Origin of the sequence: Caulobacter sp. Root487D2Y, from assembly GCF_001427165.1 — a bacterium.
GTDB lineage: Bacteria > Pseudomonadota > Alphaproteobacteria > Caulobacterales > Caulobacteraceae > Caulobacter.
Window position 1 is genome coordinate 122,730 of sequence record NZ_LMFD01000014.1, and the last position, 27,000, is coordinate 149,729.

Annotated in this window: 25 protein-coding genes; 16 read left to right on the top strand and 9 right to left on the bottom strand. The window is 68.3% G+C overall.

Features of this window, described 5'->3' with window-relative positions; translation table 11 throughout:
• Positions 1-19: 19 nt before the first annotated feature.
• From ASD38_RS20915 to ASD38_RS20925, 3 genes are all read right to left on the bottom strand, one after another.
• Positions 20-1,729: a phospholipase D-like domain-containing protein gene (locus ASD38_RS20915; protein ID WP_082554862.1), complete on the bottom strand. Its 1,710-nt coding sequence runs from the start codon at positions 1,727-1,729 to the stop codon at positions 20-22.
• A gap of 79 nt (positions 1,730-1,808) precedes the next feature.
• On the bottom strand, positions 1,809-3,032 hold the full coding sequence (locus ASD38_RS20920) for an acyl-CoA dehydrogenase family protein (protein ID WP_056463121.1): 1,224 nt from the start codon (positions 3,030-3,032) through the stop codon (positions 1,809-1,811).
• 11 nt (positions 3,033-3,043) lie between these two features.
• The gene (locus ASD38_RS20925; protein WP_056463124.1) at positions 3,044-4,159 is read right to left on the bottom strand and encodes an acyl-CoA dehydrogenase family protein; all 1,116 of its coding nucleotides are present in this window, start codon (positions 4,157-4,159) and stop codon (positions 3,044-3,046) included.
• A 148-nt stretch (positions 4,160-4,307) separates the two neighbouring features.
• On the opposite strand from ASD38_RS20925, the gene ASD38_RS20930 reads away from it, so the two are divergent.
• Positions 4,308-4,877 (top strand): hypothetical protein, encoded by a 570-nt coding sequence (locus tag ASD38_RS20930; protein ID WP_056445836.1) that lies wholly within the window; start codon positions 4,308-4,310, stop codon positions 4,875-4,877.
• On the opposite strand, the gene ASD38_RS20935 is transcribed toward ASD38_RS20930, so the two are convergent.
• Together ASD38_RS20935 and ASD38_RS20940 are read right to left on the bottom strand one after the other, a co-directional pair.
• The gene (locus tag ASD38_RS20935; protein WP_056463125.1) at positions 4,874-5,794 is read right to left on the bottom strand and encodes a CPBP family intramembrane glutamic endopeptidase; all 921 of its coding nucleotides are present in this window, start codon (positions 5,792-5,794) and stop codon (positions 4,874-4,876) included. The two genes, ASD38_RS20930 and ASD38_RS20935, sit on opposite strands and share 4 nt — an antisense overlap.
• 305 nt (positions 5,795-6,099) lie before the next feature.
• A complete protein-coding gene (locus tag ASD38_RS20940; protein ID WP_056463128.1) occupies positions 6,100-6,756 on the bottom strand; it encodes an OmpW/AlkL family protein in 657 nt (218 codons plus the stop codon).
• 198 nt (positions 6,757-6,954) lie between these two features.
• On the opposite strand from ASD38_RS20940, the gene pepN reads away from it, so the two are divergent.
• The 3 genes from pepN (at position 6,955) to ASD38_RS20955 (ending at position 12,583) form a co-directional block, all read left to right on the top strand.
• Positions 6,955-9,546 carry an aminopeptidase N gene (gene pepN / locus ASD38_RS20945; protein ID WP_056445845.1) on the top strand — a complete coding sequence of 864 codons (2,592 nt, stop codon included), beginning with the start codon at positions 6,955-6,957 and terminating at the stop codon, positions 9,544-9,546.
• A gap of 174 nt (positions 9,547-9,720) precedes the next feature.
• Entirely contained in the window at positions 9,721-12,255 is a 2,535-nt protein-coding gene (pleC, locus tag ASD38_RS20950; protein ID WP_056445847.1) for a cell cycle histidine kinase PleC, read from the top strand.
• A 7-nt stretch (positions 12,256-12,262) separates the two neighbouring features.
• The gene (locus tag ASD38_RS20955) at positions 12,263-12,583 is read left to right on the top strand and encodes a low molecular weight protein tyrosine phosphatase family protein (RefSeq protein WP_056463130.1); all 321 of its coding nucleotides are present in this window, start codon (positions 12,263-12,265) and stop codon (positions 12,581-12,583) included.
• Here ASD38_RS20955 and ASD38_RS20960 read toward each other — a convergent pair.
• Entirely contained in the window at positions 12,580-13,095 is a 516-nt protein-coding gene (locus ASD38_RS20960; protein ID WP_056445853.1) for a hypothetical protein, read from the bottom strand. The two genes, ASD38_RS20955 and ASD38_RS20960, sit on opposite strands and share 4 nt — an antisense overlap.
• Before the next feature lie 148 nt (positions 13,096-13,243).
• Here ASD38_RS20960 and pelA point away from each other — a divergent pair, with 148 nt between their 5' ends.
• The 4 genes from pelA (at position 13,244) to ASD38_RS20980 (ending at position 16,304) form a co-directional block, all read left to right on the top strand.
• On the top strand, positions 13,244-14,572 hold the full coding sequence (gene pelA / locus ASD38_RS20965) for a pectate lyase (RefSeq protein WP_056463133.1): 1,329 nt from the start codon (positions 13,244-13,246) through the stop codon (positions 14,570-14,572).
• A 133-nt stretch (positions 14,573-14,705) separates the two neighbouring features.
• Positions 14,706-15,047: an ArsR/SmtB family transcription factor gene (locus ASD38_RS20970; RefSeq protein ID WP_056445859.1), complete on the top strand. Its 342-nt coding sequence runs from the start codon at positions 14,706-14,708 to the stop codon at positions 15,045-15,047.
• Positions 15,048-15,071: 24 nt separating this feature from the next.
• A complete protein-coding gene (locus ASD38_RS20975; protein WP_056445862.1) occupies positions 15,072-15,545 on the top strand; it encodes an SRPBCC family protein in 474 nt (157 codons plus the stop codon).
• Positions 15,546-15,653: 108 nt separating this feature from the next.
• Positions 15,654-16,304 (top strand): glutathione S-transferase family protein, encoded by a 651-nt coding sequence (locus ASD38_RS20980; protein WP_056445865.1) that lies wholly within the window; start codon positions 15,654-15,656, stop codon positions 16,302-16,304.
• A gap of 5 nt (positions 16,305-16,309) precedes the next feature.
• Here the strand turns inward: ASD38_RS20980 and ASD38_RS20985 are convergent, their stop codons facing one another.
• A complete protein-coding gene (locus tag ASD38_RS20985) occupies positions 16,310-16,930 on the bottom strand; it encodes a glutathione S-transferase family protein (RefSeq protein ID WP_056445873.1) in 621 nt (206 codons plus the stop codon).
• A 191-nt stretch (positions 16,931-17,121) separates the two neighbouring features.
• Entirely contained in the window at positions 17,122-17,307 is a 186-nt protein-coding gene (locus tag ASD38_RS20990; RefSeq protein ID WP_056445876.1) for a hypothetical protein, read from the bottom strand.
• A 232-nt stretch (positions 17,308-17,539) separates the two neighbouring features.
• Here ASD38_RS20990 and ASD38_RS20995 point away from each other — a divergent pair, with 232 nt between their 5' ends.
• The 4 genes from ASD38_RS20995 (at position 17,540) to ASD38_RS21010 (ending at position 23,147) form a co-directional block, all read left to right on the top strand.
• A complete protein-coding gene (locus ASD38_RS20995) occupies positions 17,540-19,042 on the top strand; it encodes a spinster family MFS transporter (RefSeq protein ID WP_156390828.1) in 1,503 nt (500 codons plus the stop codon).
• Between the two features lie 183 nt (positions 19,043-19,225).
• Complete coding sequence (purB, locus tag ASD38_RS21000) at positions 19,226-20,536, top strand: adenylosuccinate lyase (RefSeq protein WP_056463140.1); 1,311 nt, start codon at positions 19,226-19,228, stop codon at positions 20,534-20,536.
• Positions 20,537-20,543: 7 nt separating this feature from the next.
• Positions 20,544-21,032: a DNA-deoxyinosine glycosylase gene (locus ASD38_RS21005; RefSeq protein ID WP_056463143.1), complete on the top strand. Its 489-nt coding sequence runs from the start codon at positions 20,544-20,546 to the stop codon at positions 21,030-21,032.
• Between the two features lie 99 nt (positions 21,033-21,131).
• Complete coding sequence (locus ASD38_RS21010) at positions 21,132-23,147, top strand: M13 family metallopeptidase (protein ID WP_056445889.1); 2,016 nt, start codon at positions 21,132-21,134, stop codon at positions 23,145-23,147.
• A 54-nt stretch (positions 23,148-23,201) separates the two neighbouring features.
• Here the strand turns inward: ASD38_RS21010 and ASD38_RS21015 are convergent, their stop codons facing one another.
• A complete protein-coding gene (locus ASD38_RS21015; RefSeq protein WP_056445892.1) occupies positions 23,202-23,519 on the bottom strand; it encodes a DUF1476 domain-containing protein in 318 nt (105 codons plus the stop codon).
• A gap of 290 nt (positions 23,520-23,809) precedes the next feature.
• On the opposite strand from ASD38_RS21015, the gene purC reads away from it, so the two are divergent.
• The 4 genes from purC (at position 23,810) to ASD38_RS21035 (ending at position 26,976) form a co-directional block, all read left to right on the top strand.
• Positions 23,810-24,568: a phosphoribosylaminoimidazolesuccinocarboxamide synthase gene (gene purC / locus ASD38_RS21020; protein WP_056445895.1), complete on the top strand. Its 759-nt coding sequence runs from the start codon at positions 23,810-23,812 to the stop codon at positions 24,566-24,568.
• Between the two features lie 11 nt (positions 24,569-24,579).
• Complete coding sequence (purS, locus tag ASD38_RS21025) at positions 24,580-24,819, top strand: phosphoribosylformylglycinamidine synthase subunit PurS (protein WP_056445899.1); 240 nt, start codon at positions 24,580-24,582, stop codon at positions 24,817-24,819.
• Between the two features lie 145 nt (positions 24,820-24,964).
• Entirely contained in the window at positions 24,965-25,450 is a 486-nt protein-coding gene (locus ASD38_RS21030; protein ID WP_056463146.1) for a DUF3291 domain-containing protein, read from the top strand.
• A 116-nt stretch (positions 25,451-25,566) separates the two neighbouring features.
• Positions 25,567-26,976 (top strand): aminotransferase class V-fold PLP-dependent enzyme, encoded by a 1,410-nt coding sequence (locus ASD38_RS21035; RefSeq protein WP_235523926.1) that lies wholly within the window; start codon positions 25,567-25,569, stop codon positions 26,974-26,976.
• Positions 26,977-27,000 lie beyond the last annotated feature (24 nt).

Genomic DNA, 27,000 nt, shown 5'->3' on the forward strand with positions numbered 1-27,000 from the left:
ACGCCGGGGAGCCCGAAGGCTAGGTGATCAGTCCCAGGAAGGCCAGACGATCGCGCTGGTCGCGCGTGCCGGGGGTGAAGTAGCGCTCGGACCAGTCGTCGGTGTCCTTCAGGGCGAAGATCTGGTTGGCCTCGAACTTCTCGTCCTTGCGCGACCGGAACCAGTAGTGCTCGAACATCCGCATGAAGTCGGCGACATAGACATCGGCCACCGCCGTATCGCCCCGGAAGACCAGTACGTTGGAATCGTTGGCCACCGTCGAGTTGGTCGAGAAGTTGGCCGAGCCGGTGATCAGCACGGGATCCGGGCCGAACGGATCGGCCAGGATGATCTTGGAGTGGATGTGGATGCCGGCGTGGTGAAAGCCCTCGTCCATCATCAACCGATCGCGATCGAGCTTGCGCTTCTGGAAGTCGGTCAGCTTGATCCCCTCGAAGGGCTTGGCGACGGCGGCCATGTTGCCGGGATCGGCGTTGAGCGCGTCGATATTGCCCTTCGCGCCGTATGATCCTTCCTTGTCGGCCAGCATGAACCGCATCGCCCCGTCGGTCGGAGACCCCAGCACGTCACGGATCTTCTCGTGCAGGGCGAAGGGGGCGCTGACCATCAGCACCTTGGCCGTCCTGCAGACGTCGGCGTAGAGCTCGATCATCCCCAGCCCGTTCTGCGGCGAGAACAGCGGCGTCGCCCCGTGCTGCAGCGCCGCGCGGTTCAGCGGCGTGGGCGTGATCACGTCATTCTTGGCCTGGGTCTGGTCGATGCTCAGGTCCAGGGCCAGCACCTGGAAGCCGGCCTCGTAACGCTCGGCGACGGCGGTGTCGTAGACCGCGTGGCCGACGTTCAGCTGGCCGTAAATGCCGCCCTCGGTCCAGTTGGTGCCGCCGGTCCACACCGCGATCGGCTTGAGCACGCCCGTCGCGTCCTTGCGCAGCAGCACCAGGTACTTGTTGTGCATGATCGCCGAGCCCTGGGCGCGAGGCGTGGTGGCGAAGGTGACGCCCAGGTCGGCGATGGCCGCCTTGTTCTCCTCGGCGGTGTTGCCCCCGGCCCGGGCGTGATAGACGATGTGCACCTCGGCGCCGCGCTTCTGGGCCTGCACCAGCGCCTTGATCGGCGTCGGCTTCTCGAATTCGTAGATGCAGCCGTGCAGGGCGTAGTCCGGCCCGTTCGCCTTGGCGATGAAGGCCACCAGCCCCTCTTCCAGCCCGCGCGACAGCCAGGTCAGGGCCTCGGGAATGGCGTCGGGATCGTTGTCGCCGAACTTGTTGACATAGGCCTGGCTGGCCGCGGCCCCGCGATTGAAGAAGATCGAGGTCGCCTCGTTGCGGCAGTCCTCGGTGCGCAGTTCCAGGGTGACCCCGCCGGGGATGGCGTCGAAGCCGCCGGGGCGTTCGGCCAGAATCCCCTGGGCCAGGATCTCGGCCGGCGTCCCGTAGCGAGCCACCACCCGGTAGCGATAGAGGCGTCCGGGCTCGGTGGTGTAGTCGCCCCAACGGAACTTCTGCAGCGGCGCCCGGGCCGTGGTCACCCATTCCGGGTTCGGGTCGCTCATGAAACGCAGCGAGTTCGGCAGCCAGCGGCGATCGCCCGTGCCGACGTCGGTCCGCTCGATCGAGAAGCCCAGGCATCCGGCGCGGCGCTCATCCGCCAGGTCGAACGCGAGCAACGCCGCGTGCGTCCCCGCGATCACCCTCACCGTCAGACCGTCCTTCGAAGCTCTCGCGCGCATCGCCCACCCTTTGCGTTGATTTTCGCGGGAGGATGAATGAGCCGCACCCTAAAGGCGAGTCATGTTCGGCGAACAGCGATCATCGTCCGGTGGGCATGTCCTTGAACGCCACGTCCTTGTCGACCCGGACGTCGCCGGGCAGGCCCAGGACCCGTTCGGCGATGATGTTCTTGAGGATCTCGTCGGTGCCGCCGGCGATCCGCAGGCCCGGGGCCCACATCAGGCTGGCCTGGAAGGCCGCCTCCATGGGGGCCAGGGCCGGATCGGTCAGGATGCCGTATTCGCCCTGGGCCTCGACGGCGGTATTGGCCAGGTCCTGAAGCTGATTGGCCGAGATGATCTTGCCGATCGAGCTTTCCGGTCCCGGCGTCTGGCCGCGCGACAGGGCGGTCATGGTCCGGAAGCGGGTGAACTTCAGGCCCTGGGAATTGACGTACCAGTCGGCCAGCTTCTCGCGGAAGGCGGCGTCCTTCAGCGCCGGGCCGTTGGCGCCCGACAGGCCGCGCGCCAGCTCCATGACCTGGCGATAGTCCGGCCCGGCCGAGCCGCCGACCGCCAGGCGCTCGTTCATCAGGGTGACCAGGGCCACCTTCCAACCGTCGCCGACCGCGCCCAGCCGCTGGCTGTCCTTGACCCGCAGGTCGGTGAAATAGACCTCGTTGAACTCGCGCCCGCCCGACATCTGGTGGATCGGCCGGCACTCGACGGCCGGATCGCGCATGTCGATCCAGAACATGGTCAGGCCCTTGTGCTTGGGCACGTCGGGATCGGTGCGGACCAGCAGGATGCCGTAGTCGCAATAGTGGGCGCCGGTGGTCCAGACCTTCTGGCCGTTGATGACCCAGTCGTCGCCGTCCTTCACGGCGCGGGTGCGCAGGGCCGCGACGTCGGAGCCGCCGGCGGGTTCGGAGAACAGCTGGCACCAGATCTCCTCGCCCTTCACGGCGGGCGAGACGAAGCGCTGCTTGGTGGCGTCGTCGGCGAAGGCCATGACCGTGGGCACGCACATGCCCAGGCCGATGGTGAAGTAGCCGTAGCCGACGCCGGCCTTGGCCTCTTCCTGGCCGAAGATCACCGACTGGATCGGCGTGCCGCCGCCCCCGCCGATGGCCGCGGGCCAAGTGATGCAGGCGTAGCCGGCGGCGGCCTTGCGGGCCTGCCAGGCCTTGCCCGCCGCCATGTGCTCGGGCGTTGTGGGCTTGGGTTCGCCATGCTCGGCGCGATGCGCGGCGGCGGCCTCGACCAGCCAGGCGCGGGCCTTTTCGCGATAGGCGGCTTCTTCGGGGGAGTCGTTGAAATCCATGATCTTTGTCCCTAAGCCGCGTTCTTTTTCTCGAGTTCGCTCACCAGCCGCTCCTTCCAGAGCTTCGGCGAACCGGCCACCAGGCTCAGCTGTCGCGAGCGGCGATAGTAGAGGTGGCAGTCGACGTCCCAGGTGAAGCCCATGCCGCCATGCACCTGGACGCTTTCCTTGCTGGCGAACCAGAAGGCGTCGGAAGCGGCGATGCGGGCGGCGGCGGCGGCGGTCGGCAGTTCCGGCGCGTCGACGTTCAGCGCCCAGGCGCCGTAATAGGCGTTGGAACGGGCGACCTCGTTCTTGACGTACATATCGGCCATCTTGTGCTTCATCGCCTGGTAGCCGGCGATGACGCGGCCGAAGGCGTAGCGGCCCAGGGCGTATTCGCGGGCCATTTCCAGGCAGCGGTCGGCCCCGCCCAATTGTTCGAAGGCCAACAGCACGGCGGCGCGGTCGAGGACGGCCTGCATCAGCGCGAACCCCTGCCCCGCTTCGCCCAGCCGATCGGCCGTCGCGCCATCGAAGGTCAGGCGGGCCACCCCGCGCGTCGGATCCAGGCTTTCCAGGGTCTCGACCTTCACGCCGCTGGCCTTCAGGTCGACCAAGAACAGACCTGGACGGCCGCCCTCGTTGGCCAGCACCAGGGCCATGTCGGCCGCGTCGCCGTCGGTGACCGGGATCTTGACGCCGGAGAGCTTGCCGCCCTCGACCTTGGCCTGCATGGCCGAAGGCGTGATCACGCCAGGGCCTTCCGAGGTCGCCAGGCAGCCGATCAGTTCACCGGCGGCGATGCGCGGCAGGATGACGGCCTTCTGGGCCTCGCTGCCGTGGGCCATCACCGCCTCGGCCAGGACATAGACCGTCGAGGCGAACGGGATCGGCGCCACGGCCCGGCCCAGCTCCTCGGCGATGGCGCACAGCTCCACCCGCCCCAGGCCGAGGCCGTTGTATTCCTCGGGAATGGCCGCGCCCAGCCAGCCCTGCTCGGCCACGGCGGTCCACAGCCCGGCGTCGTAGCTCTTGGCCGGATCGTCGAGCACGCCGCGCACCACCGAGGGAGGACAACGGGCGGCGAGGAACTTGCGCGCCTCGTCCTTCAGGAACTTCTGGTCGTCGGAATAGTCGAAATCCACTCGGATTCCCTCCCTTGGCGCCCGCTCTTGTAGGTGGCGGAACGGCTCGGAAAGCACGATGAACGATCGTTCGCCTCAGGGAAAGATTGACCTCGCGTCAAGGATTTCAGGTTCTTATGGCGGCCCCGAACTCAGAGAGAATGCGTGCGTGGCAAAGACCGTCTTCCAGCGGAACCAGAAGGTGTGGGTCGAGAGCGTCGGCGCCTGGGCGACGATCGAGAAGATCGTGCCGGTCTGGGCCAAGGGCTTCGACGAACCGGTGCGCGTCACCTACGACGTCGGCCTGGGTCGCGAGTTCCAGGCCAGCGAGCTGAAGCCGGAAGACCGCATCGACGAGACGGGCGGCGCGGCGACGGCCAACTGGCGCATCCTGCGGGCCCGCAACAAGTGGCAGCAGGAAAGCGACTGCCTGCACCATCCCTATCCCGGCACCTATCCGGTCGTCGTCACCGACCCCAACGACTGGGGCGGCTGGCGCACCCCGGGGGCCGAATACGATCGCGATCCGCGCAAGATCGAGTTCCAGGCCCGGCTGATCGCCGCCGCGCCGCAGCTTCACGCCCTGGTGCGGCAACTGATCGAGCTGGCCGCCGACAATCCGGAGGACGCGCCGCCGGCCGTGGTCGCCCTGGCCCAGCGGGCCTCCGCGATCGAACGAAGCCTCTACGAGGTGCCGGCCGCCGCCGAGGGCGCGCCGGGCGTCGTCGAGGCGGATTAAGCCGCCTCGAGCCTGGGGACGTCGGGGCGCGCCCTGAAGTTCCCCTTCTTCCAGGCCCAATAGAGCACCGCCACCGCCACGGCGGTGCCGACCACCATGGCCGGGACCGAGGCCTCGGGACCGAACGCACCGCCGCTCGCCCACTCGGGCGCACCGGGCTTGGGCGTGCTGAGATAGAGGCTGTCCTTGACGTCGAGGCCGGAAACCCGCGCGCCGTAGATCCAGCCCTGGGCGAAGTTCCACGCCCCGTGCACGCCGATCGAGATCCAGAGGCGTCCAGTCAGCATGTAGAACGAGGCCAGCATCAGGCCCGCTTCGACGGCGATGGCGATGGCCGCGGTCGGGGTGGCGTTGGGATTGCCCAGGTGCGCGAGGCCGAAGAACGCCGCCGACACCGCCAGGGCCGGCCAGGCCCCCATGGCCCGCATCAGCAGCCGCAGCAGGATCGCCCGGAACATCAGCTCCTCGAAGGCGCCGGAAGAGATGGCGATCGAGATCATGTCCCAGGGCGAGGCCGCGCGCGGTCCCGAGATCTCGTAGAGCCCCGAGGCCAGCAGCGCCCCGACCACCACGCTCATCATCGCCACGCCCGCCGCGACGCCGATCAGCAACTCGGCGCCGGCCTGCTTCAATTCCAGTTCAGTGGGCCAGCGTGCTTCGGCGCCCTTGACCATGACGGCGTACAGCGCGAAGGCGGCGGCGCTGACCGCGACCGTGAGCAGGGTGCACAGGGCGGGAGACAAGGGGGTATGGCCGGGCTTGGTCGCGAAGCCGAGCAGGCCGTAGATCAAGCCGAACAGCACGAACAGCGCCGCGCCCCAGCCCAGCGCCCGCAACCACCGCAGCGGCCCGGGATGCAGGAACCGGCGCGAGCCCAGATCCAGCCCGTTGGCCGGCGAAACATCCGTCATCGACATTGAATCAGCTCCCCCAGAACGTCGGTCGACCTTTGAGGAGGTCGCGCCTCGGTTCAAGTGAAGAACCGTTTAGGCGGCGAGGCCCGGCGGCCAGTCGCGGGCGAAATCGGCGCACCCCTGGGGCCGGACCGCGTAGATCCCGCACCCTTGTCGCGCTTGTTATAGCGGCGCCGGACGTGCGGAGCCTTCTCCAGCTCGCGCACGCCGATCAGCTTGCGGCCTTGGCCGCGCGCGCCGCATTCCCGATCGGACATCGCCGCCCCGCTTCCGGTTTGGTCCTCTCCCATCGCCGGCGGCGCGCCCGACTAGAACCGATAGCCGACGCCGGCCGAGACCACCCAGGGATCCAGGTTCACCTTGGACTTCAGGGCGCCGTCATTGATGCTGGCGTCGGTTTCGAACCAGATCTTCTTCACATCGACATTGAGGCTGTAGCGGGCCGTCAGCGCGACGTCGGCCCCGGCCTGCAGCGCATAGCCGAACCCGTCGTCCAGCTTCACCTTGAAGCCGTTCTTGTCCTTGTCGCTGTAGAACAGCATGTAGTTCAGGCCCGCGCCGACATAGGGGCTGAACTTGGCCGCCGGATAGGGGTGGTACTGCACCGACACCACCGGCGGCAGCACCCAGGTCTTGTGGACCTCGACGTCCGTGCCCGGCCCCACCGCCTTGACCGTGTGCTGGGTCGTTCCGGCGATCACTTCGACGGCGATCTTGTCGGTGACGAAGTAGCTGAGCCCGATCGTCGGCATCATGTCGTCAGAGACCTCGGCGCGCAGACCGGTCGCCGCGCCGGCCGAGGTCACGATCGGATCGCCCGCGTCGGGGCTGACTTCCGTGGCCCGGACATTGAGCATCCAGGTTCCCTTGGCCTTGGGCACGAAGGCTTCCTGGGCCTGAGCGGTCGATGCGGCGAACAGGCCGGCGGCGGCGAGCGCCAGGGCCGAACGGATGGCGGCGGTCATGGATGATATCCCCTTCTCTCGGACGGACGTCGAAGGACGCCTCGGGACGGGGGATGCGGCCGGCGGCGGCCGCGAACTTTGATCTTGAACAAAGACCACAATTTCTGTGGGAGAATTGCGGTCACTACCTATCGCGCCCCATCTCTTTCTCGCTTTGGACCTCTCGCCGCCGGGGCCGAGCCCGCTTACATTGCCGCCATGCGCACAGACACGCCCCAGCCCGTCCGGCTCTCGGACTACCGTCCGTTCCCGTTCCTGATCGAGACCACCGCCCTGGAGTTCCAGCTGGAACCCGCCGCGACGCGGGTCAGGGCGACGCTGGCGATCAAACGCAGCGGCGAGGGCGGCGAAGCCCTGTTCCTGAACGGCGAGCGGCTGAAGCTGATCTCGGCGGCCATAGACGGCGAGACGCTCAGCGCCAACGAATACAGCCTCGACGGCGAGGGCCTGACGATCCACCAGGTTCCGGACAGCTTCGTCCTGACCACCGAGGTCGAGATCGACCCGTCGGCCAACAAGGCGCTGATGGGCCTCTACATGTCCGGCGGCCGCTTCTGCACCCAGTGCGAGGCCGAGGGCTTCCGCACCATCACCTTCTTCCCGGACCGCCCCGACGTGCTGAGCCGCTTCACCGCGCGGATCGAGGCCGACGAGGCGTTCCATCACCTGCTGAGCAACGGCAACCTGGTCGAGTCCGGGCCCCTGGAGAACGGCCGCCACTTCGCCGTCTGGAACGACCCCTTCCCCAAGCCGGCCTATCTGTTCGCCCTCGTGGCCGGCGCGCTGGACGTGCTGGAGGACAGCTTCGTCACCATGAGCGGCCGCACCGTGGCCCTGAAGGTCTTCGTCGATCCCGGCCAGGCCCCACGCGCCGCCTACGCCCTGGACGCCCTCAAGCGCTCGATGAAATGGGACGAGGAGGCGTTCGGCCGCGAATACGACCTGGACCTGTTCATGATCGTCGCCGTGCGCGACTTCAACTTCGGAGCCATGGAGAACAAGGGGCTGAACATCTTCAACAGCTCCCTGCTGCTGGCCCAGCCCGAGACCGCCACCGACATGGACTACGAGCGCATCGAAAGCGTCGTGGCCCACGAATATTTCCACAACTGGACCGGCAACCGCATCACCTGCCGCGACTGGTTCCAGCTGTGTCTGAAAGAGGGCCTGACCGTCTTCCGCGACCAGAGCTTCAGCGCCGACATGCGCGGCGAGGCGGTCCAGCGGATCAAGGACGTCAAGGCGTTGCGCGCGCGGCAGTTCGCCGAGGACGCCGGCCCGCTGGCCCACCCGGTGCGGCCGTCGAGCTATCTGAAGATCGACAACTTCTACACCGCGACGATCTACGAGAAGGGCTCCGAACTGATCCGGATGCTCAAGACGATCCTGGGCGCGGCGACCTTCCGCAAGAGCCTGGACCTCTATTTCGAGCGCCATGACGGCGAGGCGACCACGGTCGAGGCCTTCATCGCGTGTTTCGCCGACGCCTCGGGCCACGACATGAGCGACTTCTTCGCCTGGTACGAACAGGCCGGCACGCCCGCCGTGTCGCTGACCCACGTTTATGACGAGGCGGCCAAGGCGCTGGAGATCACGCTCACCCAGTCCACCGCCCCGACCAACGGCCAGCCCGTCAAGCGCCCCCTGCCCGTGCCGGTGACCATCGGCCTGCTGGACAGCGACGGCGAGGTGCTGCGCGGCAGCGAGGTGGTGATGCTGGACACGGCCGCCACGACCGTGCGCTGGGAGGGCGTCGACAGCATCCCGGTGATCTCGGCCCTGCGCGGCTTCTCCGCCCCGGTGAACCTGACCACCGACACCCGCGCCGTCGACCGCTACGTTCAGTTCGCCGCCGATCCGGACCTGTTCAATCGCTGGGAAGCCGGCCAGACCCTGGCCCGCGAGCTGATCCTGGGCCGGGCCGCCGACGCCCCTGACGAGGTCGGCGAGGAGCGTTACGCCGACGCCCTGGGCAAGGCCCTGGTCGACGAGGCCTCGGACCCGGCCTTCAAGGCCCTGCTGCTGGCCCTGCCCACCGAGGGCGATCTCAGCCTGGCGGTCGATCCCGTCAATCCGGCCGCGATCCACGCGGCGCGCGACCACCTCAAGACCGTCATCGCCGTCCATCTGGGCGACCTGCTGCGGCGGCTGCACGGCGACCTGCAGAGCGGCGGCGAGTTCTCGGCCGACGCCCGGGCGGCCGGCAAGCGCGCCCTGCGCAACGCCTGCTGCGACCTGCTGGCGGCCGATCCGCACGCGGTCAATGTCGAGCGGGTCGTGGGCCACTTCGAGAGCGCCGCCAACATGACCGACGCCATGGGCGGCCTGTTGGCCCTGGTGACGATCGGCGGCGCACCGGCCGAAAAGGCCCTGACCGCCTTCCACGCCCAGTGGCGCCACGAGCCGCTGGTGCTGGACAAATGGTTCGCCGCCCAGGCCCGCGATCCCGGCGAGGGCGCGATCGGCCGGATCCTGGCCCTGACCGCCCATCCCGACTTCGACGCCGGCAACCCCAACCGCCTGCGGGCCCTGGTCCAGGGCTTCTCGAGCGGCAATCCGGCCCGTTTCCACGACGAGAGCGGAGCCGGCTACCGCTTCCTGGCCGACCAGATCCTGGCCGTCGACGGCTTCAACCCGATGACCGCCGCGCGGCTGGTCGAGCCGTTGGGGGCCTGGCGGCGCTACGTCCCCGAACTCGGCGCCCTCATGCGCGAGCAATTGGAGCGCATCCGCGACCATGTCGGCCTGTCGAAGAACGTGCTGGAGCTGGTGTCGCGGGCCCTGGACTGACGCTCCGGCTGCCGCTGGCGACGAGCTTGAGACGATTCTCCGCCGTCCGAGTTGCGACTAAAGGGCCCATCCCTGGTCAAAACCACGGTTCGGCGGTGACGCGCCCCTTTGGCCTAAGGTAGATTCACCATATCGGCGAAGTGACTCGCCGAGGGTCTTCGGGAGCATCGGGCATTGGAGCGTGGCGGGGCGAGAACCGGGAGGCTGGCGGGGGCCGGTCTTTCGGCGGCGGGCGCGGCCCGCTCGCGCGCCGCGCGGTCGCCGTCCCAGGCCTATGTGCGCCTGGCCATCCTGGCCGCCCTCCTGCTTCTCTCCATCTATACGGCCTTCGGCGTCAGCCGGCTCAAGGAGGAGGCCAACGCCCCGCCCGGCGGCGCGACCCTGGCCGCCCAGGCCAAGCTGGTGGCCGCCGCCGCCGAGACCAATCTGGCCGCCCAGCGCGCCGGCCTGTCGGCCGCCTCGGACCTGCTGCAACGCGACGCCAACAGCCCGATCGACGCGGCCGAGACCGCCCTGCGCGCCGCCGGCGGCGAAGCCATGGCCGTGGCCGTGGTCAGCCCGACCGACGTCCTGGCGGTCGCCGGCCGCGACGCTTCGGCCGACTGGAAGACCATCGCCCGCTCAGCCGGGGCCTCGGGCCGCAGCCTGTGGATCGGCGGCGGGACGAGCGGCCATCTGTACGTGGCCATGGCCACGCCGGTCGCGGGCGGGCGCGGCTTCGTCATCGCCTCCAGCGACCCGGCCCGCCTGATCGCCGACCCCGGCAAGGGCGCGGCCAGCGCCCTGATGCTGTCCGACGGCAGGATCCTCGCCGGCGGCGGCCGTTCGATCCAGGGCGCGACCAATCTGCGCGAAGCCTTCTCGCTGGCGCTCGACGACCTCGGCGACGGCGCGGCGGCCCTGCGCGGCCAGTCGGTCGACGGCCAGGCCCTCGATGTCGCGATCCAGCCCCTGGCCCAGGGCGACCTGCTGGCCGCCGCCGCGGCCAGGCCGCGCACGGTCGCCAATATCGACCGCCAGGTCATGGAAGGCGCCTTCTCGCTGCTGGCCCCGCTGGCCGTGGGCATCGCCCTGGCCCTGATGCTGATGCTGCAGAGCCGGCGGGTCGAAACCGCCCAGAAGGAGTTCGTCGACAGCGAGCAGCGCTTCCGCCTGGCCGTCGAGGCCGCGCGTTGCGGCATCTGGGAATGGGAGCTGAGCGCCGATCAGGTGTTCATGTCCGACGTCACCGGCGCGATGTTCGGCTGGGGCGGCGGCGGCGTGGTGCCAGGACAGGAACTGCTGGACCGCGTCTCGGTCGACCATCGCGACAAGGTCCGCCAGGCCCTGGCCAACGCCGCGACCTACGGGGCCTTCGACGTGTCGTTCCGCGTGCCGTCGCGCGACGGCGGCCGCGCCATCTGGATCGACGCCCGGGGACAGGGCTTCGGCAAGCCCGGCGAGGACGGCTATTCGCGGATCATCGGCGTGGCGCTGGACGTCACCGAGGAGCGCCTGGCCCAGGCCCGCGCCCAGGCCGCCGAGAATCGCCTGCGCGACGCCATCGAAAGCGTGTCGGAAGCCTTCGTGCTCTGGGACCGCCAGGGCCGGCTGCTGATGTGCAACCGCAATTACCGCAACGTTTTCAACCTCGAGCCCAAGCTGCTCAAGCCCGGCGCGCCCCGCAACGAGGTAAACCGCTTCGCCGCCCTGGCCATCAAGCACGACCAGCCCGCCCCCGACGGCGCCAAGGGCGTACGCGAAGCCGAGCTGAACGACGGCCGCTGGATCCAGATCAGCGAGCGCCGCACGGCCGAAGGCGGCCTGGTGATGACCGCCGCCGACATCACCGCGATCAAGAACCAGGAAGAGGCCCGCCGCCTCAACGAAGAGCAGCTGCAGTACGCCGTCGCCGGCCTCGAGCGCAGCCAGGAGCAACTGGCCGAGCTGGCCCGCAAGTACGAGATGGAGAAGGTCAAGGCCGAGGGCGCGAACAAGGCCAAGAGCGAGTTCCTGGCCAACATGTCCCACGAGCTGCGCACGCCGCTGAACGCCATCAACGGCTTCTCCGAGATCATGATGAACGAGATGTTCGGCCCGCTCGGGGACCAGCGCTACAAGGGCTACAGCCTCGACATCCACAATTCCGGCCAGCACCTGCTGGCCCTGATCAACGACATCCTGGACATGTCGAAGATCGAAGCCGGCAAGATGAACCTGAAGTTCGAGCCGCTGAGCCTCGAGGACGTCACCGAGGACGCCGTGCGGCTGGTGCGCAACCGGGCCGAGGCCGCCGGCCTGAAGCTCGAGGTCGACTTCCCCGCCCTGCCCGAGGTCGAGGCCGACTACCGCGCGGTCAAGCAGGTGCTGCTGAACCTGCTGTCCAACGCCATCAAGTTCACCCCGCGCGCCGGTCGGGTGACGGTGCGGGCCGAGGTGCGCCGCGATCCGCTGGGCGAGCGCGTGCGGGTCTCGGTCACCGACACCGGCATCGGCATCGCGCCCGAAGACCTGGCCCGCCTGGCCAGGCCCTTCGAGCAGGTCGAAAGCCAGCACGCCAAGACGACCCAGGGCACGGGCCTGGGCCTGGCCCTGACCAAGTCGCTGGTCGAGATGCACGACGGCGCGCTGGAGCTGACCTCCACCCCCGGCGAAGGCACCACGGCCAGCTTCATCCTGCCGATCAACCAGGGCGGCCTGTTGGTGCATCGCGACTTCGCCGCGGCCTGACTTTCGCGTGAAGCACCTTCTCTTCATCTGCAGCCAGAACAAACTGCGCAGCCCCACCGCCGAGCAGGTGTTTTCGACCTGGCCCGGCGTCGAGGCGAGTTCGGCGGGCACCAACCACGACGCGGAAGAACCTCTGACCGGCGAACTGGTCGAATGGGCCGACATCATCTTCGTGATGGAGCGGGTCCACCGGAACAAGCTGTCGAAGCGGTTCAAACGGCACATCAAGGGCCGCGTGATCTGCCTGAACATTCCCGACAACTACGAGTTCATGGATCCGGCCCTGATCACCTTGCTCAGGACGCGCGTCGGCCCGCACCTGCCCTAGGTCCGCCGCCAGGCCAGCATGTGCGGATAGGGCCGCGCCCCGATGGCCTTGGCGCGACGCGGCTCATGGGTCAGTCCCCACATGGCCAGCATCGGCACGCCGACATAGCCGCCCTCGCTGAAGTTCTCGGCGATCGTCGGACCCCAACCGCGATAGCCGCCCTCGTGGAAGGGCACCGAAGGGTCCAGACCCAGATGGGTCGCGGCCGCGAAGGACCAGGCCAGGGCCGCCATCTCCTCGCCGGGATCGTCGGACACCCCGTCGTCGCGACACGCGGGATCGCCGACGGCGACGTGACCGGCCTCGTGCAGCAGGTCGCCCGGCCAGGCCAGGCGCGACGGGTCGACCCGCAGGCCGCCGCCGGCCACCAGGACGCCCGGCAGGAACGTCTCGTCCTCCAGCGCGGCGACCTCGACCGGGATTCCGATCTGGCGCAGGAACGCGACGATCCGACTGACCAGCGGATCGTCGAAATCGTCGGCCAAGACTTCCGCCGCGCCTGGCGTCGCCATTCCAATCCTCCGGTGCGGCCCAGATGAAAGCCGCTCCTTGGCCGCCCGTAAACCCGGCCTGTCGCGGGGCGGAAAAATGGGGTGCGCTCCCCTGGCTTTGGGATGACCTTTCGCGACGGTCGCCCTGGCCGACCGTCGGATATCCCGCATGACCCTGCGCCCCCTCCCCGCCGCCCTGGCCTTGAGCGCCGTCCTGCTGTGCGGGACCGTCGCGCCCTTTGCTCACGCCGCCGTCGTGGGGACCAACACCCCGGCGCGGGCGATCAGCGCCGCGCGCGTCGAGGCCCTGCCCGCCAAGGACCGCGACGCCTGGAAGGCCTATCTGGCGCGCTCGGACAAGCAGGAGCTGGCCGACCGGGCCGCCCTGGCCGCCGAGCTGAAGCCCAGCCAACCCACGCCGCCGCCGCCCGAGGAAGGTCCCGGCGGTCCCAAGGCCATGCCGCTGGACCGCGACGCGGCCTGGTACGCCTCGCCGGAAGCCCGTCACGTGGCCGACGTCATCGTCAGCTTCCAGACCCCGGCCGGCGGCTGGAGCAAGAACCAGCCGCGTACGGGCGCCCCGCGCCGGCCGGGTCAGCCCTACGCGCCCGACAACGTTTCCAAGTACCTGGCCGCCGACGACTTCGACACGCCGCGCGACCCGCACTGGAACTATGTCGGCACCCTGGACAACGGCGCGACCATCACCGAGCTGCGCTTCCTGGCCCACGTCGCCCGCCAGGCGCCGGGCGCCGAGGGCCAGGCCTGGCGGGCCAGCTTCCTGCGCGGCGTGCGCTACCTGCTGGCCGCCCAGTTCCCGAACGGCGGCTGGCCGCAGGTCTGGCCGCTGGAAGGCGGTTATCACGACGCCATCACCTATAACGACGACGCCGTCACCGAGGCCGCGTCCCTGCTGACCGACGTGTCCGAGGGTCAGGGCGACTACGCCTTCGCGCCCGCCGATCTCCGAAAGCAGGCGGCCGCGGCCGCCGACCGGGCGCTGGCCTGCGTCCTGGCCACCCAGGTCGTCGTCAACGGCAAGCGCACGATCTGGGCCCAGCAGCACGACGCTCTGACCCTCAAGCCGGTCGCCGGCCGCAACTTCGAGCCGGCCCAGCTGTCGACCGAGGAAAGCGCCGACCTGCTGGTCTATCTGATGAGCCTGCCCAATCCGTCGCCGACCCTGGTGAAGGCGGTCCACGCGGGCGCCGACTATCTGGCGGCCAACGCCATCCATGACCAGGCCTGGGGCGGCGACCGCGACGCCGAAGGCGGCCGTCGCCTGACGCCCAAGCCGGGCGCGGGTCCGATCTGGGCCCGCTACTACATGGCGGGCTCCAACACCCCGATCTTCGGCGACCGCGACAAGACCCTCCATGACGACGTCAACGAGCTGACCCGCGAGCGGCGCAATGGCTATTCCTGGTTCAACACCAGCCCCAAAAAGGCGCTGGACGCTTACGCCGCCTGGAAAAAAGCCCATCCGGCCGCCGATTGAGGCGGCCCCTTTCGCTCGCGCCGAACGCCTCGGACCTTGCGTCCGAGGCGTTTTTCGTTTGGGCAGGACGGATACTTAGGCGATCGACAAACTATCTCTTGACGCCCGCCGCGCCCCGCAGATACTTAGGCATATGACTAACCAACAACCCTCGCTCGACCTGATGTTCCAGGCGCTTGCCGATCCCAGTCGGCGCGGCATTGTCGAGCGGCTCTGCGCCGGCCCGGCCTCGGTCAGCGAACTGGCCCAGCCCCTGGCCATGTCCCTGCCCTCGGTGATGCAGCACCTGCAGTTGCTGGAGGGCAGCGGCCTGATCCGTTCGGAGAAGGTGGGACGGGTGCGGACCTGCCGCCTGGAACCGGAAGCGCTCAGCGCCGCCGAGACCTGGATCAACGACCGCCGCGTGCTGATGGAACGCAAGCTCGACCGCCTGGAGGAGTATCTGCGCGCCACGGCCGGCGACGAAGAAGACTGACTTCAAATTCAAGAGGATAGGATCATGACCGAACGTTCCGTCGTCCACGCCACCTTCGTCATCAATCGGGTCTACGACGCCTCGCCCGCCCGGGTGTTCAGGGCCTTCTCCAATTCGGAGGCTCGCGACCGCTGGTTCGTGAAGTCCGAAGGCTGGCCCGTGGCCGAATACACCTACGACTTCCGGGTCGGCGGCCAGGAGTACGGACGCTTCAGCCCCGACGGCAAGATGGTCATCCTCAACGAGACGACCTACTGGGACATCGTCCCGGACCAGCGGCTGATCATGGCCTACGCCATGGACATCGACGGCAACCGCATCTCGGTGTCGGTCGCCACGATCGAGCTGAAGCCCGAGGGCAAGAAGACCCGCCTGACCTACACCGAGCAGGGCGCGTTCCTCGACGGCTTCGACTTCCCGGCCCAGCGCGAGCAAGGCTGCCGCGAGCTGTACGAAAGGCTGGCGGAGGAGCTCGAACGCGAAGGCGCGGAAGCCTAGCCCCGGCGCCGCGCCGAGATTTGGACACGCACCCACCCCATCCGCCGATGACGCATGGCGATGCGCGAGGGGCGGGTGCGTGTCCCCGACGGACCCACGGAGTAGACGATGTCCCTGACCCTGCACATGCACCCGCTGTCCTCGTATTGCTGGAAGGTGCTGATCCCCCTCTACGAGAACGACACGCCGTTCGAGGCCCAGATGGTCGACTTCGGCGATCCCGAGGCCGTCGCGGCGTTCAAGGCGCTGTGGCCGACGGCCAAGATGCCGCTGCTGCGCGACGCGGCGCGGGACCGCACGGTGCCCGAGTCCTCGACGATCATCGAATATCTGCAAGCGACCTATCCCGGCCCCGTCCGGTTCATTCCCGACGAGCCGGACGCCGCCCTGCGCACGCGCCTGATGGACAGATTGTTCGATCTCTATGTGATGACGCCGATGCAGGCGATCGTCGGCGACCGGATCCGGCCGGCCGACGCCAAGGATCCCTATGGCGTGGCCAACGCCCGCGCGCAGCTGGCCATGGCCTATGACCTGCTGGAGGCCGAGTTGGCGGGCCGGACCTGGGCCGCGGGCGAGGCGTTCGGCCTTGCCGACTGCGCGGCCGCCCCGGCCCTGTTCTACGCAAACAAGGTGGCGCCGCTGGGCGAGGCTCACCCCAACGTGTCGGCCTATCTGGACCGCCTGCTGGCCCGCCCGTCGGTCGCGCGGGTGCTGCAGGAGGCCGAGCCCTATTTCGCGATGTTCCCGACCGAGTAGGACGTCTAGGCGTCGGCTTCCCAGGCCAGGAACTCCGGCGTCCGCAGCAGGCGTTCGCAATAGGCCCCGGCCGGACCGGCGTCGCCATAGTCCGACAGGTGGATCCCGTAGGTGCGGAACCGGGTGGCGACCGGCGTGTAGAACGCGTCGGCGATCGACCACTCGCCCACCAGGAACGGCCCGCCCGAACGCTCGAGCAGCTGGTTCCAGCGCTCGACGATCTTGCGCACGTCCTTCTGGGTGGCCTCGGAGATCGTCACGACGCGGGGCGCCGCCTCCAGCGCCATCGGGCATTCGCCGCGCAGGGACGAGAAGCCCGAATGCATCTCGGCCGCCGCCGAGCGGCCCAAGGCCCTCAGGGCGGGGTCTTGCGGCCACAGCTTCGCGGCGGGGAATTTCTCGGCCAGATATTCGCAGATCGCCAGCGAGTCCCAGATCGCCAGATCGCCGTCCTTCAGCACCGGCACCAGGTGGCTGGGCGAGTGCTTGGCGATCTCGACCTCGGACGTCCCGACATGACGCAGCTCGATCACGGTTTCCTTGAAGGCCTCGCCCGTGCGCTTCAGCGCCAGCCAGGGGCGCAGCGACCAGCTGGACCATTTCTTGGTGCCGACGACGATTTCCATGGCGAGCTCCTTCGCGAACGGGCGGACGCCCGGGCTTAGCGCGACGGTCCTCGCGGGACAACGCCAGCTTTGGAAGAGAGCTTCTCTTGTCGACCACAACCGCGTTGTCATCCCGGACAAGCGCGTAGCGCGCCGATCCGGGACCGACGCCTGAGCGCGGAGTTCCGGGTCGGTCCCGGATCTTCGCTTCGCTACGTCCGGGATGACAGCGTTTGGGAGGGTCTGGGAAAGACGTAGGCCCAGGGGTGCGGCTCGGCGGGCGCGCCTAGGTCCTGGGCCAGGGCGCGCAGCGAGCGCGCCCTGTTGAGCTCCGCGAAGGGAATGATCTGAGCCGAACGTTCGACCGGCTCGGCGCTGGGATTCGGCAGGGCCTGCATGAGCGACCTCCATGACGACCGTCTGTCGCGGCCATGAGGTCATTGAAAGCCTTCGCGCCTGAACCGACGCGGGCGCCGTTGTTGTCTCACGTTCATCCGGCCGCTCCGAAATCGCCGCGATTTCCCCTCTGGCCTTGCCGCTTCCCTTACGTCTACAGTCGGCCCAACGATTAGAACAAATGTTTGAAGGGAGAGGCCCAGGATGGCGCAGGCGAACACGCCGGGCGGCGCGATGCCGCCAGTTTCGCAAGCCGGCGCGACGCCGCTGTATTCCAATGGCTACAAGGCCGCGGTGCTGAGCCTGCTGCTCGCCACCTACACCTTCAATTTCATCGACCGCACGATCATCGCCACCATCGGCCAGGCCATAAAGGTCGACCTCAAGCTGACCGACACCCAGCTGGGCCTGCTGGGAGGGCTCTATTTCGCCCTGCTCTACACCCTGCTGGGCATTCCGATCGCCCGGATGGCCGAGCGCTGGAACCGGGTGACGATCATCTCGATCTCGCTGGTCGTCTGGTCGGGCTTCACGGCCCTCTGCGGCAGCGCCGCCAGCTTCGCCCAGCTGGCCCTCTACCGCTTCGGCGTCGGCGTCGGCGAGGCCGGCTGCTCGCCGCCGTCCCATTCGCTGATCAGCGACTATTACGAACCCAAGAAGCGCGCCTCGGCCCTGTCGATCTATTCGTTCGGCATTCCGCTGGGCACGATGTTCGGCGCGGTGGCCGGCGGCTGGCTGGCCCAGGAGTTCAGCTGGCGCGTGGCCTTCGTGATCGTCGGCCTGCCGGGGATCATCCTGGCGGTGCTGGTCAAGCTGATCGTCAAGGAACCGCCGCGCGGCCATTCGGAGCTCAAGGAACGGCCCCTGGAAGCCGAGGACGTGGTCGTCGAGCCGCCCAAGCCGCCCTTCTCGCTGGCCAACGAGTTCAAGGAGCTGGGCGCGGTCATGGCCGTGCTGTTCGGCAAGTGGCCCGTCCTGCACATGATGCTGGGCGTGACCATCGCCTCGTTCGGCTCTTACGGCTCGGGCGCGTTCGTGCCGCCCTATTTCGTCCGCACCTATGGGCTGGGCCTGGCCCAGGTGGGCCTGATCGTCGGGCTGATCGGCGGCTTCTCGGCCGGGATCGGCACCCTGGTCGGCGGCTTCCTGACCGACTGGTCGGGCAAGCGCAGCGCCAAGTGGTACGCCCTGGTGCCTGCCATCGGTCTGCTGATCGCCACCCCGATCTATGTCGCGGCCTATCTGCAGACCAACTGGCAGACCACCGCCCTGATCCTGCTGGTCCCGGGCATCTTCCACTACACCTATCTGGCCCCAACCTTCGCCGTGGTTCAGAACTCGGTCGAGCCGCGCCGCCGGGCCACGGCCACCGCCCTGCTGTTCTTCTTCCTGAACTTGATCGCCCTGGGCGGCGGGCCGGTGTTCACCGGCTGGCTGATCGACCATCTGGCGCGGTTCCACTTCAACCATCCCGAAGCCTCCACGATCTTCCACGCCCTGGGCGGCTCGTTCGCCGACCCCGGCGCGGCCAGCTTCAACGCCCAGTGCCCCGGCGGCCTGGCCCCCAAGGGCTCGCCCGTCGATCTCGCCAAGGCCTGCCACGGCGCCATGGCCCGAGCCACCCAACAGGGCATCATCGTCTCCCTGTGCTTCTACGCTTGGGCCGCCCTGCATTACGCCCTGGCGGCGATCGGCATGGTCAAGCACATGCGGGAACGGGCGGTGGCCCAGGCCTGAGCCGTCAAAGACCCTCCCCCTGTGGGGGAGGGGGCGCAGAAGCGCCGGTGGGGGGAGCGGACCCACCTCGGCAAACTCCCCCTCCGTCGGCTTCGCCGACACCTCCCCCACAGGGGGAGGATCTTCCAAGTAATAATCCCCTTCCCTTGACTCACCCGACGGACGGGACCAAACGCCCGCCTCATGATCACCCGCTATTCCCGCCCCGAAGCCGCCGCCATCTGGTCCAGCCAGACCAAGTACAAGATCTGGTTCGAGATCGAGGCTCACGCCGCCGACGCCATGGCCGAGCTGGGGGTCATCCCCAAGCTGGCCGCCGAGACGATCTGGGAAAAGGGCCGCGACGCGGTCTGGGACAGCGACCGCATCGACGAGATCGAGCGCGTCACCAAGCACGACGTCATCGCCTTCCTGACCCACGTGGCCGAGATCGTCGGCCCCGAGGCCCGCTTCCTGCACCAGGGCATGACCAGCAGCGACGTGCTGGACACCTGCTTCGCCGTGCAGCTCTCCAAGGCCACCGACCTGCTGCTGGAAGACGTCGACCTGATCCTGGCCGCCCTGAAGCGCCGGGCCCTGGAACACAAGATGACGGTCTGCGTCGGCCGCAGCCACGGCATCCACGCCGAGCCGATCACCTTCGGCCTGAAACTGGCCGGCTACTACGCCGAGTTCCAGCGCGCCAAGGAGCGCCTGGCGATGGCCAAGTTCGAGATCGCCACCTGCGCGATCTCCGGCGCGGTGGGCACCTTCGCCAATGTCGATCCGCGGGTCGAACAGCACGTGGCCGACAAGATGGGCTTGGCTGTCGAGCCGGTCTCCACCCAGGTGATCCCGCGCGACCGCCACGCGGCCTATTTCGCCGCCCTGGGCGTGGTCGCCTCGTCGGTCGAGCGCCTGGCCACCGAGATCCGCCACCTGCAGCGCACCGAGGTGCTGGAGGCCGAGGAGCCGTTCGATCCGGGCCAGAAGGGCAGCTCGGCCATGCCCCACAAGCGCAACCCGATCCTGACCGAGAACCTGACGGGCCTGGCCCGGCTGGTGCGCTCGGCCGTGACCCCGGCGATGGAGAACGTCGCCCTCTGGCACGAGCGCGACATCAGCCACTCGTCGGTCGAGCGCGGCATCGGGCCGGACGCCACCATCCACCTAGACTTCGCCCTGCGCCGCCTGGCGGGCGTAATCGAGCGCTTCAACATCTATCCCGACAACATGGCCAAGAACCTGGACAAGCTGGGCGGCCTGGTGTTCTCGCAGCGGGTGATGCTGGCCCTGACCCACAAGAACGTCAGCCGCGAGGACGCCTATGCGGCCGTGCAGGGCAATTCGATGAAGGTGTGGCGCGGCGAAGGCCGGTTCATCGACTTCCTGAAGGCCGACCCGGTGGTCTCCAAGGCCCTGAGCGACGCCGAGCTCGAGGAGTTGTTCGACTACGGCTACCACACCAAGAACGTCGACGTGATCTTCAAGCGCGTGTTCGGCGAGCAGGGCTAACCGCCCAATGACCCGCAAGGCGGGCTTCCCGGCGGTCGTCGACGCGAACACGCGCGTCCTGATCCTGGGCAGCCTGCCGGGCGAGGCCTCGCTGGCGCTCGCCCAGTATTACGGCAATCCGCGCAACGCCTTCTGGCGGCTGATGGAGGGCGTGGTGGACACGCCCCTCGTGCCCCTGCCCTATGAAGACCGCCTGGCCGCCCTGCTCTCGCGCGGCGTGGGCCTATGGGACGTGATCGCCGAGGCCGACCGGCCCGGCAGCCTGGACGCCGCCATCCGCGACCCGGCCGCCAACGATCTGGTCGCCCTGATCGACGCCCTGCCAGCCTTGCGCGCCGTGGCCTTCAACGGCGGGACGGCGGCCAGGCTGGGCGGACGGCTGATCGGCGGCCGCGTCGCGACCCTGGCCCTGCCGTCGTCCAGTCCGGCCCACGCGGCGCGGTCGTTCGAGCAGAAGGCGGAAGCCTGGCGGGCGATCAGCGAGTGGCTCGCCTGAAGGCGAACGCCCAAAGCTCCGCCACATTACAGGATTTTCATCTGCGCCCGCCTCACAACTAGGGCAGCATCCCCGGCTCTAAGGGGAGACCTTGTTCCAATGCGCACGATCCTGCTGGCCGCCGTCTCGGCGTTCGCGATGTCCACCGCCGCCGTCGCCGCCGATCCTCCTAGCAAGCCCCCTGTGGGCAAACCGATGTACGGCGACTGGGGCGTCGATCTGACCGCCGGCGACAAGTCGGTCTCGCCGGGCTCCGATTTCGACAAGTACGCCAACGGCGCCTGGGCGGCGCGCACCAAGATCCCCGACGACCAGGGCTCGGCCGGCGTCGGCTACGACGTCTACAACCGCTCGCAGGACCAGCTGCGCACCCTGATCGAGACGGCCGAGCCCTCGACCCAGATCGGCGCCCTGTACAAGAGCTTCGTCGACGAGGCCAAGGTCGAGGCGGTCGACGACAAGCCCCTGAAGGCTGATCTGGCCAAGATCGCCGCGATCAAGACCAAGGCCGAGTTCGCCGCCGCCATGGGCGCCGCCCAAGGCGGGTTCGGCAGCGGCGTCTTCTCGCTGGACATCGCTCCGGACGCCAAGAACCCCGAGATCAACACCCTCTATATCGGCCAGGCCGGCCTGGGCCTGCCCGACCGCGACTACTACCTGACCGACGGCTTCAAGCCGCAGCTGGCGGCCTATACGGCCTTTGTCGAGCGGGCCCTGAAGATGGCCGGCTATCCGGACCCGGCCAAGTCGGCCGCCGACGTCCTGGCCTTCGAGACCAGGATCGCGAAGGTCAGCTGGGAAGTCGCCGAGCGTCGCGACATCGACAAGGTCTACAACCCCGTCACCGCCGCCGAGCTGGACGCCTACGCGCCGTTCCCCTGGTCCGGCTATCTGACCGCCGCCGACATGCCGGGTCTGACCAAGGTGGTGCTGGGCGAGAAGACCGCCGTGCGCGACATCGCCAAGATCTACGCCGAGACCCCGCTGGAGACCCTCAAGGCCTGGCAAACCGCCAACGTCGTGTCCGAGACCTCGCCCTACCTTTCCAAGCGCTTCGTCGACAGCCGCTTCGAGTACATCAAGGTCCTGACCGGCCAGGCCACCCTGCGGCCCCGCTGGAAGCGCGGCGTGCAACTGGTCGACGGCAGCCTGGGCGAGGTGGTCGGCCAGACCTATGTCGCCAAGTACTTCCCGCCCAGCTCCAAGGCCCAGATGGTCGAGCTGATCGCCAATCTGAAGACGGCCATGGCGGCGCGGATCCAGCAGGCGCCGTGGATGAGCCCAGCCACCAAGACCGAGGCCCTGACCAAGCTGTCCAAGATGCAGGTGATGGTCGGCTATCCGGACAAGTGGCGCGACTATTCGGGCCTGAAGCTGGACGTGAACGACCTCTACGGCAACGTCGCGGCCAGCCGGCGGTTCGAGTGGGCCTACACCCTGAGCGACCTGGGCAAGCCGGTCGATCACGCCAAGTGGGGCATGACCCCGCAGACGGTGAACGCCTACAACGGCGGGCTGGAGAACAAGATCGTCTTCCCGGCCGGCATCCTGCAGGCCCCCTATTTCGACCCGGCGGCCGATCCGGCGGTGAACTACGGCGCGATCGGCGCGGTGATCGGCCACGAGATCAGCCACGGCTTCGACGACCAGGGCCGCAAGATCGACGCCACCGGCAAGCTGCGCGACTGGTGGACCGCCGAGGACGCCAAGCGCTTCGACGCCCAGGCCGACGTGCTGGGCAAGCAGTACGACACCTACGAGCCCGTGCCTGGCAGCAAGATCAACGGCAAGCTGACCATGGGCGAGAACATCGCCGACCTGGCCGGCCTGCAGGTGGCCCTGGACGCCTACCACGCCTCGCTGGACGGCAAGCCCGCCCCGGTGATCGGCGGACTGACCGGCGACCAGCGCCTGTTCCTGGCCTTCGCCCAGGCCTGGCAGGACAAGACCCGCCCCGACTCGCTCAAGCAGCAGATGGCGTCCGACCCGCATTCGCCGTCGTCGTTCCGCGTGGTGGGCCCCACCCGCAACGTCGACGCCTGGTACGCCGCCTTCGGGGTCAAGCCGGGCGACACCTATTACCTGAAGCCCGAGGATCGCTCGCGGGTGTGGTGACACGCAAAGGGCCGCCCCGAGGGGCGGCCCTTTCAGCATCGCAAACGCGAAAGCCTACTCGCCGGCGGCGATCTGACCGCGGGCCAGGGCCAGCAGTTCGTCCATCTTCCGGCGGACCTCGCCCTCGCTGACACTGACGCCCGAGCCCTTCAGGTCGCCGGCGACCTTGCGCAGCACATCCTCGTCGCCGGGCTGCTCGAAGTCGGACTTCACCACGGCGCGGGCGTATTCCTCGATGGTCGTCAGGCCCATCAGGCCGGCCGCCCATTCGCCCAGCAGGCGGTTGCGACGGGCGGTCGCCTTGAACTCTTGTTCCTGCTCCAGCGCGAACTTGCGTTCGAAACCCTGTTCGCGTTCGTCGAAGGTGGTCATGAAAGCCCCAATAGTCTCTGAGCCGGCTGCATATCCCGTGGCGAGCCGCCCGGCAATCGGAAGCAACGCCGCATTGCCCCAGATACGTTCACAATCCCGCTCACAATCCCGCCGCCGAGACTAGGGCTGTTTGCGCCAAGGGCCGCGTTCAGCTAGTTTCGCGACGACATTTTTCGTGAGCGGCCTTGAGTCGAACGCCGCGCGCAGCTATCCGCCGCGCGCGCTTTTCGTTTCTCCGGATTATTCCGGGAAGGGCGCGCCCGCAACCATGAAGGGCCTCGACGAGAGCCATGACCACCCGCCGCAAGAAGATCTACGAAGGCAAGGCCAAGATCCTGTACGAGGGACCCGAGCCGGGCACCCTCATCCAGTACTTCAAGGACGACGCCACCGCCTTCAACGCCCAGAAAAAGGCGGTTCTCGAGGGCAAGGGCGTGATCAACAACCGGATCAGCGAGTACATCATGACTCGTCTGAACGGCATCGGCGTGCAGAACCACTTCATCCGCCGCCTGAGCCTGCGCGAGCAACTGATCAAGGAAGTCGAGATCATCCCGCTCGAAGTGGTGGTGCGCAACATCGCCGCCGGCTCGATCGCCACGCGCCTGGGCCTGGCCGAAGGCACCCCGCTGCCGCGCTCGATCATCGAGTTCTACTACAAGGACGACAAGCTGGGCGACCCGATGGTCTCCGAGGAGCACATCACCGCGTTCAACTGGGCCGCCACCCAGGAGATCGACGACATGATGGCCATGGCCCTGCGGGTGAACGACTACCTGTCGGGCCTGTTCAGCGGCGTCGGCATCACCCTGGTGGACTTCAAGATCGAGTTCGGCCGCGTCTATGAAGGTGACTTCAGCCGCGTGATCCTGGCCGACGAGATCAGCCCCGACAGCTGCCGCCTGTGGGACTCGGCCACCAACGAGAAGATGGACAAGGACCGGTTCCGCCGCGATCTGGGCAATGTCATCGAAAGCTACACCGAGGTGGCCCGCCGCCTCGGCATCATGAAGGAAATGCCCACCGTCATCCAAGGCGGCGTGCACTAGTCGGGAAGATCATGAAAGCCAAGGTTCAAGTGTTCCTCAAGCCCGGCGTCCTGGACGTTCAGGGCAAGGCCGTCGAAGCCGCCCTGCACGGCCTGGGCTGGTCCGACGTGTCGGGCGTGCGGGTCGGCCGGACCATCGAGTTCGACCTGACGCAGACCGACGCCGCCAAGGCCGAAGCCGAGGTCAAGGCCATGTGCGACAAGCTGCTGGCCAACGCGGTCATCGAAAGCTACCGCGTCGAGATCGCCTAGGGCGACGCCTGGGGACATGCGCATGCGCATGTCCCCAACCGCGTCACGATCGAGCGCCCTCCCCTGGAGCGGCGCTTTTTCTTTGCCTGGGCCTTCCCTCCAAGCTTCGCCGCCCCATGTTCGATGAAACCGGCGGAGGGATTCCATGAGCGCGAAGTTCGAACTGGCCCAGGTCAATTTCGGGCGCCTGCGCGCGCCGGTCGATCATCCGATGATCAAGGACTTCGTCGACAACCTCGACCCCATCAACGCCCTGGCCGAGGCCTCGCCTGGCTTCGTCTGGCGGCTGACCGGCGAGGGCGACAACGCCACCGACATCAAGCCCTACGACGACCCGCTGATGGCGATGAACATGTCGGTCTGGACCGACATCCCCTCGCTCGGCGCCTATGTCTATCGCAGCGACCACGTGGCGATCATGCGCCGCCGCCGCGAGTGGTTCGAGCACATTGACCTCTACATGGTCCTGTGGTGGGTGCCCGCCGGCCGCCGGCCGACCATCGAGGAAGCCAAGGCCAAGCTGGCCCTGCTCGAGGCCAACGGCCCGACGCCAGAGGCCTTCACGTTCAAGGTTCCCTTCCCGGCTCCGGACCAGGCGAGCGTGGAGCCGGTGCTGGACGAGTGCGCCTAGCCGGCTTCCCGCGCGTCTGAACGCTTCTCCTTCGGGCGGCGTTGTCTCAGCAGGTAGGCTGGGACAGTGTGATGAGCGTAGGCCGCAGGGACTTCCTCTTGGGATCCGGCTTGGCGATGGCCGCGGGGTCGGCCCTGGCGCGGCAGGCTGTTTCTCCAGCAACCACGCCGCCCAAGATACCGCCGGGCTCGTATCCCGGGCCCAGGTCGCCGACCTCGTATCCGAAACCCACGCCACCGACCTCCTATCCCAAGCCCGCGCCGCCGTCCGCCTATCCCGGACCCGCCGCCGCGCCCGTCGCGTCCGGCGCGCCACTGCCTCCGGTCGACTGGGCCGCCGTGAAGGCCCAGTTCGAGACCGCCCCCGACCAGGTCAACATGAGCGCCATGCTGATCGCCACCCACCCTCTGCCGGTGCGCAAGGCGATCGACCAGTTCCGCCGCGAACTCGACTGGCGGCCGGTGACCTATCTGGAAGACAACAACCGACGCCTGCAGAGCTACAGCCGCGCCGCCGCCGGCCGGTATCTGGCGCTCGAGAGCGACCAGGTCGCCCTGACCGACAGCACCACCATGGGCGCGGGCCTGATCTATAGCGGGCTGAAGCTGCTGCCCGGCGACGAGATCATCACCACCAACCAGGACTACTACATCACCCACGAGAGCCTGCGCCGCGCCGCCTTGCGCAACGGCACGATCGTGCGGCGCATCGACCTGTTCGACAGCATCGAGACGGTGTCGGAGCCGCAGATGGTCGGCCGGCTGATGACGGCCATCACGCCCCGGACACGCGCCCTGGCCCTGACCTGGGTGCACTCGAGCACCGGGCTGAAGATCCCCCTGCCGGCCATCGCCGCGGCCCTGGCGCCGATCAACGCCGCTCGTCAGCCGACGGAGCAGATCCTGCTGATCGTCGACGGGGTTCACGGCTTCGGCAATCAGGACTTCACCCTGGCCGGCCTGGGTTGCGACATCTTCTTCGCCGGCTGTCACAAGTGGCTGTTCGGGCCGCGCGGCACCGGGGTCATCGCCGCCAACGCCCGCGGCTGGCAGAGGCTGCGGCCGACCATTCCGACCTATGTCGACAGCGCCGCCTGGAGCGCCTGGATCAACAACGCGCCGCTGCTGGAGAACACCGACGGCCCGCTGATGTCGCCCGGCGGCTTCAAGGCCTTCGAGCACCTGTGGTCGATTCCGGCCGCGATCGAGTTCCACGAGAAGATCGGCAAGGCCCAGGTGGCGGCCCGCACCACCGAGCTGGCCAACCAGCTGAAGGCCGGGCTGGCGTTGATGCCGCACGTGCGGCTGGTCACGCCGCGCGATCCGCGACTGTCGGCCGGCATCGTCTCGTTCGACGTCCACGGCCTGTCGACCGACTCGGCGGTGGCCGCCCTGCGCCGCCGCCGGATCGTCGCCTCGGCCGCGCCCTACGCCATCCAGCACGTGCGGCTGACGCCCAGCCTGATGAACTCGCCGGCCGAGGTGGACCTGGCGTTGGCGGAGGTGCGGGGGCTGGCTGGAGTTTAGGACGAAGCGCCGCTGACAATCCCC